The organism is Leisingera aquaemixtae, from assembly GCF_001458395.1.
Taxonomy (GTDB): Bacteria; Pseudomonadota; Alphaproteobacteria; order Rhodobacterales; family Rhodobacteraceae; genus Leisingera; species Leisingera aquaemixtae.
This window is the reverse complement of record NZ_CYSR01000021.1, coordinates 315,715-329,263: the sequence shown is the minus strand read 5'-3', so window position 1 is coordinate 329,263 and position 13,549 is coordinate 315,715. Positions and strand designations below refer to the sequence as shown.

Genomic DNA, 13,549 nt, shown 5'->3' with positions numbered 1-13,549 from the left:
GCCGCAGCGACACCTGCCCGGTAACAGAAAAAGGCGCCCCGCGGGGCGCCTTTTGCGTTTCACAGACCTGAGGCGGATCAGACTTTCAGGTTCGGAATGATCTGCTTTTTGCGGGACATGATGCCCGGCAGCACCACGGTGTCGCCTGCGGCCTCGGCGCCAAAGGACTTGGCGGCCACGGTTTTCACCAGGTCGTTGGGCACCAGCAGGGTGGCTTCCTCGTTCAGGATGTCGACCACGAACAGCAGCACCTGATCGACGCCGTCCTCGGCTGCGACGGCGGTCATGGTGTCCATCAGCGACGCCTTGCGGTCCAGCACCACGGCCGGCGCGGTGGTTTCCAGAACCGAGACGCGGAACTTGGTGCCGTCGACCTCATACTCCTTGGAGTCCATGCGCAGCAGCTCGGCATCGGAGAAGGAGGAGACGTCGGATTTGGCGGCAAACATCTCGGCCGCGTATTCGGAGATGTTGATGCCCAGGTCGGCGGCCAGCTTCTCGGCCACGGCCTTGTCATGCGCGGTGGTGGTCGGCGAGCGGAATTCCAGCGTGTCGGACAGGATGCAGGTCAGCGCCGCGCCCTTGATGGCTTCCGGCATCTTGGCGGCGTCGTCGCCCATCAGGTCGTGCATGATGGTGGCGGTGCAGGCCAGCGGGCGGATGGTGATGTCGATCGGACCCTTGGTTTCCAGGCCGCCGACCAGCTTGTGGTGGTCGATGATCGCCTGCACATCGGCGCCGTTGATGTTGGCGGGCAGCTCTGCCGGGTTGTTGGTGTCGACGATCACAACAGCCGCATCATCGGCCACGTCCGCGATGATTTCCGGCTTCTCCAGGCCCCAGCGCTGCAGCATGAAGGCCGCTTCGGTGTTCGGCTCGCCCAGCAGTTTGGGCGCGGCGGCGGCGCCCTTCACCTCGTTCAGGTACCAGGCCCAGACGATCGGGGAGCCGGTGGAGTCGGTGTCGGGGGATTTATGGCCGAAAACTTGAATGGTCATGTGACTGTCCTGTTCACTCATGAGTCCAAAAAGGGGAGATTTGCGCGCCTTATAGGGGCGGCGCGCAGCCTTGTCACCCCGCAGCTGCTGCAATGCGGCGATGTGCTCAGAACGGGGCGCGCTCCAGGCTGTAGCCCTGCTGCTGCAGCAGGTTCAGCACGCCGTTTTCCCCCGGCAGATGCAGCGCGCCTGCGGCCACCACAAGGGGGCTGGCCTCTGCCGCCTCGATCACCGGAATCCAGGCCCGGTTGCGCTGGTCCAGCAGCTGCTGCATTGTCTCCGCCCACATCTCTTCGCGCTCCGCCCGGGTCAGGGCGCCGTTTTCCAGAAACGCCTGCTCGCTCAGCAGCAGCGCGTGCAGCACCTGCTGGTCGAAATAGGCCTCTGCCATGGTGAAGAAATCGTCCTGGCCGCCGCCCAGCAACGCGGTATAGGCGCGCAGCTGGCGGACTTGCTCCTCCAGCGGATCGCCGTCCAGCATCCGGATCACGCTCATCGGATCCTCCAGCGAGCGGATCGGCACCCCGGCCTGTTCCGCCGCGGCGGCCAGGCGCAGGTCGAGGCCGTTCTTGACGTCCGGCTGGCGCAGCACGCAGGGCGGCACCGCCATCGACAGGGCGAGGAACCAGGGCCGCATCTTGGCAGCCATCCAGGGCGCAATCCCGTGCGCGCGGGCCTTGGCGGCCAGGTTTTCCCACTCCTGCCGGGGCAGGCGGTCGATCAGCGTCGGCCCTTCGGTGATCAGCATCAGCGACGGGGTGCGGCCCAGTTTCCGTTCGAAGGCGGCCTTCTCGGCGGGGCTGGCCTCCATCAGCAGCAGGTCGGCCTCGCGGACCACCGGGGCCAGCTTGGCGGTGATCGCCTCCATCCGCGGGTCATTAATGTGCATGGTGCCGATCACATGCACGGTGCGGGTGCCGCGGCGGGCGATCCAGTGGTTGCCTTCGGCAAAGGGCGCGGCTGCGGCCCGGGCCTGCAGGCGGGCCAGATCGCCGGCCGCAAGGGTGGTGCGCAGGTCGGTGCCGGTGCAGCCGGCCCATAGCGCGGCGGGCAGCAGCAGAAAGAGGAGGGTGAGGAAAAGCCGCATGACAGACAGGTCCTGAAACTGGGGAGGAAAACCGCGATGCGCCGGGTCTACCACGCGGCGCGGGTGAGGCTGAACCCCTTGCGGTGCAGCAGGTTCAGCACCCCGTTTTTGCCGGGCAGATGCGCCGCGCCGACCGCAACCACGATCCGCTCGTGGCGGGCGGCCTCGATCACCTTCATCCAGCGCCTGTTGCGCTGGTCCAGCAGGCGGTCATTGTACTGGCGCCACAGCCGCGCGGTCTCCGCCCCGGAAAAGCTGCTGTACTGGGCGCTGATCCACGGGGCCAGCACGAAGGCGGACCAGACGCTCTGATCGAAATAGGCCTCCACCGGGGTGGCATCTTCGGGCTTGGAGGAGCGCACCAGCTCCAGCTCCAGCTCCAGCATCCGCGCCTGGTCGCGCAGCGGCAGGCCGGCAATCGCCGTCAGCGCCTGCGCCGGGGTTTCCAGCCCGCCCACCGGGATCCGCTTGCGGCGCGCGAAATCGGCGATCCGGTCGTCCAGACCGCGCTTCAGGCCAAAGCCGTAGGGGCGGCAGCCGCTTTGCACCAGGAACATCGACACCGCCCAGGGCTGCATCCGGTTCATGGTGTCCAGATTGGCGCCGGAGACCCGCGCGGTCAGTTCAAAATGGCGCCAGGCTTCCTTGCCCAGCAGGTGCCGCAGCTCTTGCCCTTGCGGCAGCAGAAAGCTGCTGGCCAGACTCGCGGGCATGGTTTCCGGCGTCTCCACTCCGGGCTGCAGCGTTTCCAGGTAGATCGCCTGCGCCGAGGCCAGCGCCGGGCGCAGGTTGCGCATCACCCGGGCCATGCGGGAATCGCCGCCGTGCATGGTGCCGATCACATGGATGGTGCGGCTGCCCTTGGTGGCGATCCAGTGGTTGCCGCGGGAAAACGGGGTGGCGGCCATCTCGCGCTCCAGCCGCGCTTCGGTGGCGGGCGGCAGGTGGTCGCGGTAGTCGATGCCGCGGCAGGCGGCCAGGCCGGCAGAGGCCTGCAGGACCAGGGCCAAGGCAAGTGCAATGGGTTTCATCAAGCGCCCTTTCCCCGGGGGTCCGGAACTGTGGCCTGAGTGTATGACCCTAGGGCGGGGCAGGGGGGGCGGCAATGCAAAACCTGCCGCCTGGGCCGTAAAACCGCGCGGCGGATTGCCTTCGGCGGCGCTTGCTGCCAGTCATGGCGGCATGGAACGCGAGGATCAGCTTTATGCGCCGGTGAAGGCGCTGCTGGAGGCCCAGGGCTATGCCGTGAAGGGCGAGGTGGGGGCTGCCGATGTGGTGGCTGTCCGCGGTGCAGAGCCGCCGGTGATTGTCGAGCTGAAGCTGAAATTCTCCTTGTCGCTGTTCCACCAGGCGGTGGCCCGGCTGGCGGTCACCGATCACGTCTATATCGCGGTGCCGCGGCCCGGGGGGCGGCAGGCGCGGCGGATGCTGAAGGACAATCTGGCGATGTGCCGGCGGCTGGGGCTGGGCCTGATCACGGTGCTGGAGGACGGCCGGGCCGAGGTGCATTGCGACCCCGGACCGTACAGCCCGCGCAAATCGAAGAAGAAACAGGCGCGGCTGCTGCGCGAGTTTCAGGCGCTGCGCGGCGACCCGAACGCAGGCGGCGCCACCCGGCACGGCATCGTCACCGCCTACCGCCAGGACGCGCTGGCCTGCGCCGCGCATCTGGCCGGGGCGGGCGCCTGCAAGGGAGCGGAAGTCGCCCGCGCCACCGGCGTGGCCCGTGCCACCCGGCTGATGGCCAGCAACCATTACGGCTGGTTCGAGCGGGTGGAGACCGGGATCTACCAGCTGACCGAGGCGGGCCGCGCAGGCCTGGTGCATTGGGCGGAAAGCTGGGAAACCTAGGCGGCGCCGGGCAGCAGCGGTAACGGCCGCCTGATTTCCGGCGCAAAATCATTGCTTTGCGGGGGTTCCGCACGATGCCCGCGGCGCTGCGCAATTTCCTGCGATTTTTCTTGCCGGAAGATGTTGACTCGGCCCGGCCCGATGCCTAGCTTCCCCGTCGTTAGCACTCACCCCGAGTGAGTGATAACGGCCCCGCCGGGGAGGCGGAGGTCCAACAGATAACAACCTTTGAGCCTTTTTAAGGAGCTGCAAAGATGGCATTGAAACCGCTTCATGACCGCGTGATGGTGCGCCGCACCGAAAGCGAAGAAAAAACCGCGGGCGGCCTGATCATCCCCGATTCCGCCAAGGAAAAGCCGAGCGAAGGCGTTGTGGTTGCTTGCGGCGCAGGCGCCCGCAAGGACAGCGGCGAGCTGATCGAGATGGCCGTCAAATCCGGCGACCGCATCATGTTCGGCAAGTGGTCCGGCACCGAGATCACCGTCGACGGCGAAGAGCTGCTGATGATGAAGGAAAGCGACATCATGGGCATCATCGAGTAAGCCCGCGGGCCTGCTCTGATCCCATCCCTCGCTGACAATTACAGATTACTCTAGGAGAGTGAAAAATGGCTGCTAAGGACGTCAAATTCGACACCGATGCCCGCAACCGCATGCTGAAGGGCGTCAACATTCTGGCCGATGCCGTGAAAGTGACCCTGGGCCCGAAAGGCCGCAACGTGGTTCTGGACAAATCCTTCGGCGCACCGCGCATCACCAAGGACGGTGTCTCGGTTGCCAAGGAAATCGAACTGGAAGACAAGTTCGAGAACATGGGCGCCCAGATGGTGAAGGAAGTTGCTTCCCGCACCAACGACGAAGCCGGTGACGGCACCACCACCGCAACCGTTCTGGCCCAGGCGATCGTCAAAGAAGGCCTGAAGCAGGTTGCTGCCGGCCTGAACCCGATGGACCTGAAGCGCGGCATCGACCTGGCAACCGCCAAAGTCGTGCAGGGCATCAAGGACATGGCCCGCGAAGTGAAAGACTCCGACGAGGTTGCGCAGGTTGGCACCATCTCCGCCAACGGCGAAGCCGAAATCGGCCGCCAGATCGCTGACGCGATGCAGAAGGTTGGCAACGAAGGCGTCATCACCGTCGAAGAGAACAAAGGCATGGAAACCGAGACCGACGTGGTCGAGGGCATGCAGTTCGACCGCGGCTACCTGTCGCCCTATTTCGTCACCAACCCGGACAAGATGATCGCGGATCTGGAAGACTGCATGATCCTGCTGCACGAGAAGAAACTGTCTTCGCTGCAGCCGATGGTGCCGCTGCTGGAGCAGGTGATCCAGTCGCAGAAGCCGCTGCTGATCATTGCTGAGGACGTCGAAGGCGAAGCGCTGGCAACCCTGGTTGTCAACAAGCTGCGCGGCGGCCTGAAAATCGCAGCCGTCAAGGCACCGGGCTTCGGCGACCGCCGCAAGGCCATGCTGCAGGACATCGCGATCCTGACCGGCGGCCAGGTGATCTCCGAAGATCTGGGCATGAAGCTCGAGTCCGTCACCATGGACATGCTGGGCACCGCCAAGAAAATCTCCATCACCAAAGACGAGACCACCATCGTCGACGGCGCTGGCGAGAAGGCCGAGATCGAAGCCCGTGTGGCCCAGATCCGCACCCAGATCGAGGAAACCACCTCTGACTACGACCGCGAGAAGCTGCAGGAACGCGTTGCCAAACTGGCAGGCGGTGTGGCCGTGATCCGCGTCGGCGGCATGACCGAAGTCGAAGTGAAAGAGCGCAAGGACCGTGTGGACGATGCGCTGAACGCGACCCGCGCAGCCGTGCAGGAAGGCGTGATCGTCGGCGGCGGTGTTGCCCTGGTGCAGGCCGGCAAGGGCCTGGACGGCCTGGAAGGCGCCAACGCTGACCAGAACGCAGGCATCAACATCGTCCGCAAGGCCATCGAAGCGCCTCTGCGCCAGATCGCCGAAAACGCAGGCGTCGACGGTGCCGTGGTTGCCGGCAAGGTCCGCGAGTCCTCCGACAGCGCATTCGGCTACAACGCGCAGACCGGTGAATATGGCGACATGTTCTCCTTCGGCGTGATCGACCCGGCCAAAGTGACCCGGACCGCACTGGAAGACGCGGCCTCGGTTGCAGGCCTGCTGATCACCACCGAAGCCATGATTGCCGACAAGCCCGCCAAAGAAGGCGCGGCAGGCGGCGGCATGCCCGACATGGGCGGCATGGGCGGCATGGGCGGCATGATGTAATCACAAATCCCTCCGGAATTTGGGATGCGGTGACAGGCGATTGGCCGGGAAGGCCAATCTGCCGAAAGCCCACCGCTGATGACTGCAAGAACTGGGGCTGCCTTCGGGCGGCCCCTTTTCGTTTTGAGAGGTATTGAAGGCCCGCGGTGCGGGCCTGCCTCCGGCGGGAGTATTTGGGCAAAGGTGAAAGCGCGCGGTGTCCTGAAGCAAGCGCCGCGGAAATTTCACTGGCCCCGCACGCTCCGGCGCGCTACCCCTTGAAAATGCGCCTGTTTCTTCTTGTCTCCCTCACCATGGCGGCCTTTGCCGCGAACTCCATCCTCAGCCGGTTGGCGATCGGGGGCGGGCATATGGATGCGGGCAGCTTTGGTCTTTTGCGGCTGGCCTCCGGTGCGGCGATGCTGGTGGTGCTGTGCCAGGCCCAAGGGCTGGCGGTGCGCCAGGGTCTTAGGGAGAGCCTGGGGGGCGGGGCGGCGCTGACGCTTTATATCGCGGGATTTTCGCTGGCCTATCAGCAGCTTGATGCAGGGCTTGGCGCGCTGGTGCTGTTCGGGGTTGTGCAGGTCACGATGTTCCTCTGGGGCGCGGTGCGGGGCAATCCGGTCAGCGCGGGACAGCTGGCGGGCGCGGTGCTGGCGTTTCTGGGGCTTGCCTATGTGGTCTGGCCCGACGGCTCCGGCACGGCGCCGTTGGGCGCGTCGCTGTTGATGGCGGCGGCGGGTCTGGGCTGGGGGATCTACAGCATTCTGGGGCGGGGGGCGGCGCAGCCGCTGGCGGCGACGGCGGTGAATTTCCTGTGGTCGGCGGCGATGTTCCTGCCAATTGCCTTATGGCTGGGCGGCAGCTCGGTCAGCCTCTATGGCGCGGGGCTGGCGGTGCTGTCGGGGGCGGTGACCTCCGGCATGGGCTATGCGCTGTGGTACCGGCTGCTGCCGCAGATCCTGCCCGCGGTGGCCGCCACTGTGCAGCTGAGCGTGCCGGTGATTGCGATCCTGGCGGGGGCCGTGCTGCTGGGCGAGACCGTGACCCTGCGGCTGCTGTTTGGCAGCGCGGCGGTGCTGGGCGGCATTGCGCTGGTGGTGCTGCGGGCGCCGGGGCGCAAGGCGCAGCCGGCCAAACGGGCCGCCGGCTGACCGCGGGGTCTTCCCTGTGCCGCCGCTTGCGCTTATCTGGGCGCCATGCGTGAGTTTATGAAACCCCTCCTTGCCGCCGCTGCGGCGCTGCTGCCGCTGCCCGCGGCCGCCGATTGCGTGATCCTGCTGCATGGATTGGCGCGCACCGAGACCTCATTCGCGGTGATGGAGGAGGTTTTGCAGTCGCGCGGCTACAGCGTGGTGCGGCCCGGCTATGCCTCCACCGAGGCGGCGATTCAGGTGCTGGCGGAGGAGACCCTGCCGGGGGCCTTTGCCGCCTGCGGCGCGGAAACCACTCATGTGGTCAGCCACTCGATGGGGGGCATCCTGCTGCGCTACTGGCTGCAGGGCAATCACCCGGGCAATCTGGGCCGGGTGGTGATGATGGGGCCGCCCAACCAGGGCAGCGAGCTGGTGGATGAGTTGGGCGACTGGGAGGTGTTCGGCCTGCTGAACGGGCCTGCCGGGCTGCAGCTGGGGACCGGAACGGGCAGCCTGCCCAGGCGCCTGCCGCCGGTGAATTTCGAGCTGGGGGTGATTGCGGGCAATGAGACACTGAACCCGCTGTTCTCCTCGCTGATCCCGGGGGAGGATGACGGCAAGGTGTCGGTCGACAGCACCAAGGTGGCAGGCATGGCGGCGCATCTGACGCTGCCGGTCACCCACACCTACATGATGAACAACCCGCAGGTGATGGCGCAGGCGCTGCATTTCCTGGAAGAGGGGCGGTTTGAGCCCGGCCTGGGCTGGCTGGCGGCGGTGGAAGAGATCATCACCGAGGCCTGCCAGCTGAATGGCGGCTGTGAAGAGGCAGAGGAATGACGTTGGAACTGACCTTGCAGGGCGGCGATGTGCTGCGCCCCGGCGGGCTGGAGCGCGGCGGTGAAATCGCCCTTGCGGACGGGCAGGTGGCGGATGCGCCTGCGGGACGGATTGTGGACCTGTCGGGCTATCTGGTGCTGCCGGGAATTGTGGACGTGCATGGCGACGGGTTTGAACGCCACCTGGCGCCGCGCCGGGGCGCGATGAAGCAGATGGCCGAGGGGGTGGTGGCCGCCGAGGCGGAGCTGGCGGCCAACGGCATCACCACCGCGGTGCTGGCGCAGTTCTACTCCTGGGAGGGCGGTCTGCGCAGCCCGGAGTTTGCCGCGCAGGTGTTTGAGGCCATCAAGGCGGTGCGCGGCTCTGTCGTGACCGGCCTGCTGCCGCAGCTGCGGTTTGAGATCCATATGCTGGAGGATTACGAAGGGCTGGCCCGCAAGGTGGCGGACTGGCAGGTGCCTTATGTGGTGTTCAACGACCACCTGCCGCATGACCGGCTGGCGGCGGGCAAGAAGCCGCCGCGGCTGACCGGGCAGGCGCTGAAGGCGGGGCGCAATCCGGAGGTGCACTGGCAGATGCTGAAGGACATGCACGCGCGCCGGGAGGAGGCGGCAGGCCGCCTGGACGCACTCTGTGCGGAGCTGGCGGCGCTGGAGGTGCGGCTCGGCAGTCATGACGACCAGACCGCAGAAGGCCGCGCCGTCTGGCGCGCGCGCGGCGCGCGGATTTCCGAGTTTCCCGAGACACTTGAGGCCGCAGAAGCGGCGCGCGCCGCGGGCGATCCGGTGATCCTCGGCTCCCCGAATGTGGTGCGCGGCGGCTCGCACAAGGGCAATGCCTCTGCCGTGGAGCTGATCGCCATGGGGCTGTGCGATGCGCTGGCCTCCGACTATCACTACCCCAGCCCGCGCCGTGCAGCGCTGATGCTGGAACGCTCCGGCCTCTTGGATCTGGAGGGCGCCTGGCGGCTGGTCTCACACGGGCCTGCGCAGCTGCTGGGGCTTGACGATCGCGGCACGCTGGAGGCGGGCAAGCGCGCCGACATCCTGGTGCTGGACAAGGCCACCCAGCGGGTCGCGGCGACAATTGCCGGCGGGCGGGTCAGCTATATGGCCGGGGAGGTTGCGGGCCGGTTCCTGGCCTGAGGGGGAAGCGCCGCGCATCAGGCCTGATGGCCCTCTTTGCGGCGCGTGAAACCGGCGGGGCCGCTTTCACCGGGCGTTTCCGCTACGGGCCGCCTGCTTCTTCTGGCTGAAAAGTATCCCGGGGGTCTGGGGGCAGCGCCCCCAGCCTGCGAAACCGGGGATTACCCCTGCGCCTTAACCACCCGGTTCACATGGCCCATCTTGCGGCCCGGCTTGGCCTCCGCCTTGCCATAGAGGTGGAGTGCGCAATCGGCTTCTTTTGCCAGTTCGGGCAAGCGCTCCACGTCATCGCCGATCAGGTTTTCCATCACCACGTCCGAGTGGCGCTGGCCGTCGCCAAGCGGCCATCCCGCAACCGCGCGGATGTGCTGTTCGAACTGGTCGACGGTGCAGCCGTTCTGGGTCCAGTGGCCGGAATTATGCACGCGCGGGGCGATCTCGTTGACGATCAGGCCCTGGGGCGTGACGAAGAGTTCGACGCCGAGAACGCCGACATAGTCCAGCGCGTTCAGGATCTTGCCGGCCATCAGCACCGCGTCCATGCGCTGGGACGTGCTGAGCTTTGCGGGCACGGTGGTGGTGTGCAGGATGCCGTCGCGGTGGACGTTTTCGCCGGGGTCAAAACAGGCGATCTCGCCGCTCACGCCGCGGGCGGCGATGACCGAGACCTCGTGGGTGAAGTTCACGAACCCTTCGAGGATCGAGGGCGCGCCGGCCATGGACGCGAGCGCTTCGTTTGCGTCTTCAGGCGATTTGATGCGGGCCTGGCCCTTGCCGTCATAACCGAAGCGGCGGGTTTTCAGGATCGATGGGGCGCCGATCTCTGCCAGGGCGGCGTCGAGGCTGGCCTGGTCAGTGATGTCCGCGAAGGGGGCTGTTTGCAGGCCGAGGTCCTGCAGGAAGGTCTTTTCCGTCAGCCGGTCCTGGCTGATCCGCAGCGCCTCGCGGCCCGGGCGGATCGGTTTTTGCGATTCCAGCAGGTCGAGCGCGGAGGTCGGGATGTTCTCGAACTCATAGGTGATGATGTCGACGGAAGCCGCGAAGGCGGCCAGCGCCTCGGCGTCCTCGTAGCCTGCGGTGGTCACGCGGTCGGCGACATGGCCTGCGGGCGGGTTGGCGCCGGGCTCAAAGATATGGGTCTTGAAGCCGAGGCGGGAGGCCGCGACCGAGAGCATCCGGCCCAGCTGGCCGCCGCCGAGGATGCCGATGGTGGCGCCCGGCTGCAAAGCCTGTGCAAGCACGTCAGTCATCGGAGGGCTCCTCGGGGATCGAGGCGGAAAGCGCCGCGCGCCAGTCGTCCAGGCGCTGGGCGAGGTCCGCGTCCTGCAGCGCCAGGATGCCCGCGGCCATCAGGCCTGCGTTGGCGGCCCCGGCAGCACCGATTGCCATGGTCGCGACCGGGAAGCCCTTGGGCATCTGGACGATGGAATAGAGCGAGTCGACGCCGGAAAGGGCGCGGGTCTGGACCGGCACGCCCACAACAGGCACGCGGGTCTTGGAGGCGACCATGCCGGGAAGATGGGCGGCGCCGCCCGCACCTGCGATGATCACCTGCAACCCGCGGTCCGTCGCGGATTTGCCGTAGCTCCACAGCCGGTCCGGGGTGCGGTGGGCGGAGACGATCTTGGCCTCATAGGCAACGCCCAGTTCATCGAGGATATTCGCGGCTTCCTTCATGGTGGGCCAGTCGGATTGGCTGCCCATGATGATGCCCACTTTGATGTCACCCATGGCTGGTGGCTCCTGTCGCGGCTTGTGGAGCGCGCACTATAGGGAATGTTGGGTTTTGCGCAATCCGGCTTGGCCGGGAAAGCAGGGGAATTTGCCTTGTTTTGCGCCGCTGGCCGCTATGCCGCAGGGGGGCGTGATTGCAATGGCTTGCACCGATGCGCCAAAGGCAGAACCTGGCATGTGCTGACCGGAGAACATTTGGGTTGAACTGGGGCGAAACTGTCTTGTAGGGGTTGAATGGAAGTTTTTCGGATCCTGCATTTTTCGAGGGATTTCCGGAGTGTTTGGCTTGTACGGTTTCAGTTTCCGTTGATTTTGGCGCTTTGCCCAGGAGAAGTTTGACAGTGGTTTCCATTTTTGAAGGTCCCGTTGATGCTGCAGATTCCAGTCAAACGGTGTATTCGATTTCTGCAGGAGATACATTCCACGGCCATATTGAAACCGGGGCGGAATCGGATTGGGTGAAAATTAATGCGGAGCCAGGGCGCGTATATGAAATCATTATAACCAGCACGTTTCCAAACCGGTACAAGTCTCCGGAAATTGGGCTGGAGGTTTTCAGCCCGACTGACGAAAAATACCACACCGTCAGCACTATCAGCCTGTGGTCGCCGTCGGAGAATGGCGGCGTCGGTGCCACGATGGACGACCGCAGCCTGCAAAGCTTCTTCGACGTGTCTCAGGAAACACCGCTGTATGTCTCCGTCACCAGCAACTATACCAGCCAGCCGTTCGACTATTCAGTGACCTATGTTGCGCACGGCTACGCATTCCGGGTCCGCAACGACAATGAACTTAGGGGATCTCAGTGGGCCGACACTTTCACGGGGCGCAGTGAAGCGCCGCTCGTCTATGGAGGGGACGGGGACGACAGATTCGATATCGGCGGCAACGCGACGATTTATGGCGGCCGGGGAAATGATTATATCGAGGCAGTTGCCGGTGACGTTCTTGTTTACGGGGGCGCAGGCCGCGACAGGATTGTAACCGACGATGGAAACGACACGCTATTTGGCGGCTCTGGCAATGATTTTATCTCCGGGTTGGGTGGTGATGACCTGACCTATGGCGGCAGCGGAAACGACATACTTCACGGGGATCATGGCAACGATACTGTCTTTGGCGGTGAGGGAAACGACACTATTGTTGCCCTGTCCGGCGGAGGTGCCGACCGGTTCTTCGGCGGAAAGGGCGATGATCGGATCAAGTCGGAAATCGGCAGCGTCAAATCTTACGGCGGCGCAGGGAACGACACACTGACCGGATACTATACCTCTGTCACTCTGCACGGCGGCAGCGGGAATGACGTTCTCAAGGGCAGCTTAGGCAAGGATATCTTGCGCGGAGGCGCGGGCAACGACCGCCTGCTGGCCCACAAAGGCAATGACACAATGGATGGCGGTGCAGACTATGACAGGGCGGACTTCGCCGCCTACTATTACTACTCCTTTTTCCGCAGCGAAGTAACTGTGCAAAACTACGGAAATGAAATTCGGGTGACTGGCCAAACGAATATCGCGCCCGACAAATACACAACCTGGGTGTTGCGGGATGTGGAGGAAATCAGATTCAAGGACGGCGTATACGTTGTGTCAGAAATGGAATTCGATCCGCTGGATACAAACGACACGCTGATCGGCACTTCAAAGAATGATACTTTGGACGGCGGAACACTTGATGATTATTTGTCGGGATTGGGCGGGCACGATCGGCTGATTGCAGGTTCCGGGAATGACACTCTGCTGGGCGGGAGTGGCAACGATACGCTTGTGGCCGGGCGGGGTGCCGATATCCTGAAAGGCGGCGCAGGCAAAGATACGGCGGACTACTCGCTGGCCGGCGGGTATCTGCATATTTACTTGGATGAGGATCTGCGCAGAGGAAACGGCGGCCTGGCGGAGGGGGACCGTTACTTTAGTGTTGAGAATGTAATCGGTGGCGATTGGGGCAATTACATTTCCGGCAACGACGATGCGAACCGGATTTCCGGCGGTGAGAACTTGGACATCTTAAGGGGCGGCGGTGGCTCCGATACCTTGATCGGTGGTGGCGAGGCGGACGAGCTGGAAGGAGACGGCGGAAATGACAGGCTGTTTGGCGGTGCTGGAAAGGACAGGCTTGATGGCGGCCACGGCAACGACACGCTGCTGGGAGGAAGCGGAGCGGACAGACTGAAGGGCAGTTATGGAAATGACACCTTCGTGTTCCGCAAAGGGGGCGGTGCCGACAATGTGCTGGATTTCTTGCCAGGTGAAGACACGTTGAAACTCGACGATACTCTGTGGGACCGCTCTCTCACTCCGGGGCAAGTGCTAAACAGGTTTGGCGATGATAGCAGCGGCCGGGTCGTCCTTGATTTCGGAGGCGGCGATTCCGTCACGCTTATTGGAGTTGAGCGTGTTGAGGAACTGGAGAACAGTATTCTGATTTTTTAGTGAAGCTGATAGCATGCACCAAGCAGGAACGGCTAGCAGCAAACTCGTGGCTGCAGTTCCAATAGGGGGCCTGCGCCGCCGCCGGGGCAG

General features: G+C 64.7%; 12 protein-coding genes. 7 read left to right on the top strand and 5 right to left on the bottom strand.

What is annotated here, in order from left to right; genetic code table 11:
* Nucleotides 1-77: 77 nt before the first annotated feature.
* From PHA8399_RS10130 to PHA8399_RS10120, 3 genes are all read right to left on the bottom strand, one after another.
* On the bottom strand, nucleotides 78-998 hold the full coding sequence (locus tag PHA8399_RS10130; protein WP_058286019.1) for a manganese-dependent inorganic pyrophosphatase: 921 nt from the start codon (nucleotides 996-998) through the stop codon (nucleotides 78-80).
* Nucleotides 999-1,104: 106 nt separating this feature from the next.
* Nucleotides 1,105-2,085 carry a TraB/GumN family protein gene (locus PHA8399_RS10125; RefSeq protein ID WP_058286018.1) on the bottom strand — a complete coding sequence of 327 codons (981 nt, stop codon included), beginning with the start codon at nucleotides 2,083-2,085 and terminating at the stop codon, nucleotides 1,105-1,107.
* Between the two features lie 47 nt (nucleotides 2,086-2,132).
* On the bottom strand, nucleotides 2,133-3,116 hold the full coding sequence (locus PHA8399_RS10120) for a TraB/GumN family protein (RefSeq protein ID WP_058286017.1): 984 nt from the start codon (nucleotides 3,114-3,116) through the stop codon (nucleotides 2,133-2,135).
* 151 nt (nucleotides 3,117-3,267) lie between these two features.
* Between PHA8399_RS10120 and PHA8399_RS10115 the strand changes: the two genes are divergently transcribed.
* The 6 genes from PHA8399_RS10115 to PHA8399_RS10090 all read left to right on the top strand — a co-directional run bounded on the left by PHA8399_RS10115 (nucleotide 3,268) and on the right by PHA8399_RS10090 (nucleotide 9,293).
* Nucleotides 3,268-3,936 (top strand): DUF2161 domain-containing phosphodiesterase, encoded by a 669-nt coding sequence (locus tag PHA8399_RS10115; protein ID WP_058286160.1) that lies wholly within the window; start codon nucleotides 3,268-3,270, stop codon nucleotides 3,934-3,936.
* A 254-nt stretch (nucleotides 3,937-4,190) separates the two neighbouring features.
* On the top strand, nucleotides 4,191-4,478 hold the full coding sequence (locus PHA8399_RS10110) for a co-chaperone GroES (protein WP_058286016.1): 288 nt from the start codon (nucleotides 4,191-4,193) through the stop codon (nucleotides 4,476-4,478).
* Between the two features lie 65 nt (nucleotides 4,479-4,543).
* The gene (gene groL / locus PHA8399_RS10105; protein WP_058286015.1) at nucleotides 4,544-6,193 is read left to right on the top strand and encodes a chaperonin GroEL; all 1,650 of its coding nucleotides are present in this window, start codon (nucleotides 4,544-4,546) and stop codon (nucleotides 6,191-6,193) included.
* Nucleotides 6,194-6,456: 263 nt separating this feature from the next.
* Nucleotides 6,457-7,326, top strand: a complete 870-nt coding sequence (locus PHA8399_RS10100) for a DMT family transporter (protein ID WP_058286159.1) — start codon at nucleotides 6,457-6,459, stop codon at nucleotides 7,324-7,326.
* Nucleotides 7,327-7,383: 57 nt separating this feature from the next.
* The gene (locus PHA8399_RS10095) at nucleotides 7,384-8,148 is read left to right on the top strand and encodes a lipase family protein (RefSeq protein ID WP_244270189.1); all 765 of its coding nucleotides are present in this window, start codon (nucleotides 7,384-7,386) and stop codon (nucleotides 8,146-8,148) included.
* Nucleotides 8,145-9,293 (top strand): alpha-D-ribose 1-methylphosphonate 5-triphosphate diphosphatase, encoded by a 1,149-nt coding sequence (locus tag PHA8399_RS10090; protein ID WP_058286013.1) that lies wholly within the window; start codon nucleotides 8,145-8,147, stop codon nucleotides 9,291-9,293. The genes PHA8399_RS10095 and PHA8399_RS10090 overlap by 4 nt, the downstream gene beginning before the upstream one ends.
* A 161-nt stretch (nucleotides 9,294-9,454) precedes the next feature.
* Here PHA8399_RS10090 and PHA8399_RS10085 read toward each other — a convergent pair whose 3' ends face one another.
* Together PHA8399_RS10085 and purE are read right to left on the bottom strand one after the other, a co-directional pair.
* Nucleotides 9,455-10,543: a 5-(carboxyamino)imidazole ribonucleotide synthase gene (locus tag PHA8399_RS10085; RefSeq protein WP_058286012.1), complete on the bottom strand. Its 1,089-nt coding sequence runs from the start codon at nucleotides 10,541-10,543 to the stop codon at nucleotides 9,455-9,457.
* Nucleotides 10,536-11,024: a 5-(carboxyamino)imidazole ribonucleotide mutase gene (purE, locus tag PHA8399_RS10080; RefSeq protein ID WP_058286011.1), complete on the bottom strand. Its 489-nt coding sequence runs from the start codon at nucleotides 11,022-11,024 to the stop codon at nucleotides 10,536-10,538. Before purE ends, PHA8399_RS10085 begins: the two co-directional genes overlap by 8 nt.
* A 344-nt stretch (nucleotides 11,025-11,368) precedes the next feature.
* Between purE and PHA8399_RS10075 the strand changes: the two genes are divergently transcribed.
* Complete coding sequence (locus tag PHA8399_RS10075; protein ID WP_058286010.1) at nucleotides 11,369-13,459, top strand: calcium-binding protein; 2,091 nt, start codon at nucleotides 11,369-11,371, stop codon at nucleotides 13,457-13,459.
* Nucleotides 13,460-13,549 lie beyond the last annotated feature (90 nt).

What these genes read in the sequence shown, in the direction of transcription:
- PHA8399_RS10130 (WP_058286019.1), bottom strand. Translation starts at nt 998, where the DNA reads ATGACCATTCAAGTTTTCGGCCATAAATCCCCCGACACCGACTCCACC.
- PHA8399_RS10125 (WP_058286018.1), bottom strand. Translation starts at nt 2,085, where the DNA reads ATGCGGCTTTTCCTCACCCTCCTCTTTCTGCTGCTGCCCGCCGCGCTA.
- PHA8399_RS10120 (WP_058286017.1), bottom strand. Translation starts at nt 3,116, where the DNA reads ATGAAACCCATTGCACTTGCCTTGGCCCTGGTCCTGCAGGCCTCTGCC.
- PHA8399_RS10115 (WP_058286160.1), top strand. Translation starts at nt 3,268, where the DNA reads ATGGAACGCGAGGATCAGCTTTATGCGCCGGTGAAGGCGCTGCTGGAG.
- PHA8399_RS10110 (WP_058286016.1), top strand. Translation starts at nt 4,191, where the DNA reads ATGGCATTGAAACCGCTTCATGACCGCGTGATGGTGCGCCGCACCGAA.
- groL (WP_058286015.1), top strand. Translation starts at nt 4,544, where the DNA reads ATGGCTGCTAAGGACGTCAAATTCGACACCGATGCCCGCAACCGCATG.
- PHA8399_RS10100 (WP_058286159.1), top strand. Translation starts at nt 6,457, where the DNA reads ATGCGCCTGTTTCTTCTTGTCTCCCTCACCATGGCGGCCTTTGCCGCG.
- PHA8399_RS10095 (WP_244270189.1), top strand. Translation starts at nt 7,384, where the DNA reads ATGAAACCCCTCCTTGCCGCCGCTGCGGCGCTGCTGCCGCTGCCCGCG.
- PHA8399_RS10090 (WP_058286013.1), top strand. Translation starts at nt 8,145, where the DNA reads ATGACGTTGGAACTGACCTTGCAGGGCGGCGATGTGCTGCGCCCCGGC.
- PHA8399_RS10085 (WP_058286012.1), bottom strand. Translation starts at nt 10,543, where the DNA reads ATGACTGACGTGCTTGCACAGGCTTTGCAGCCGGGCGCCACCATCGGC.
- purE (WP_058286011.1), bottom strand. Translation starts at nt 11,024, where the DNA reads ATGGGTGACATCAAAGTGGGCATCATCATGGGCAGCCAATCCGACTGG.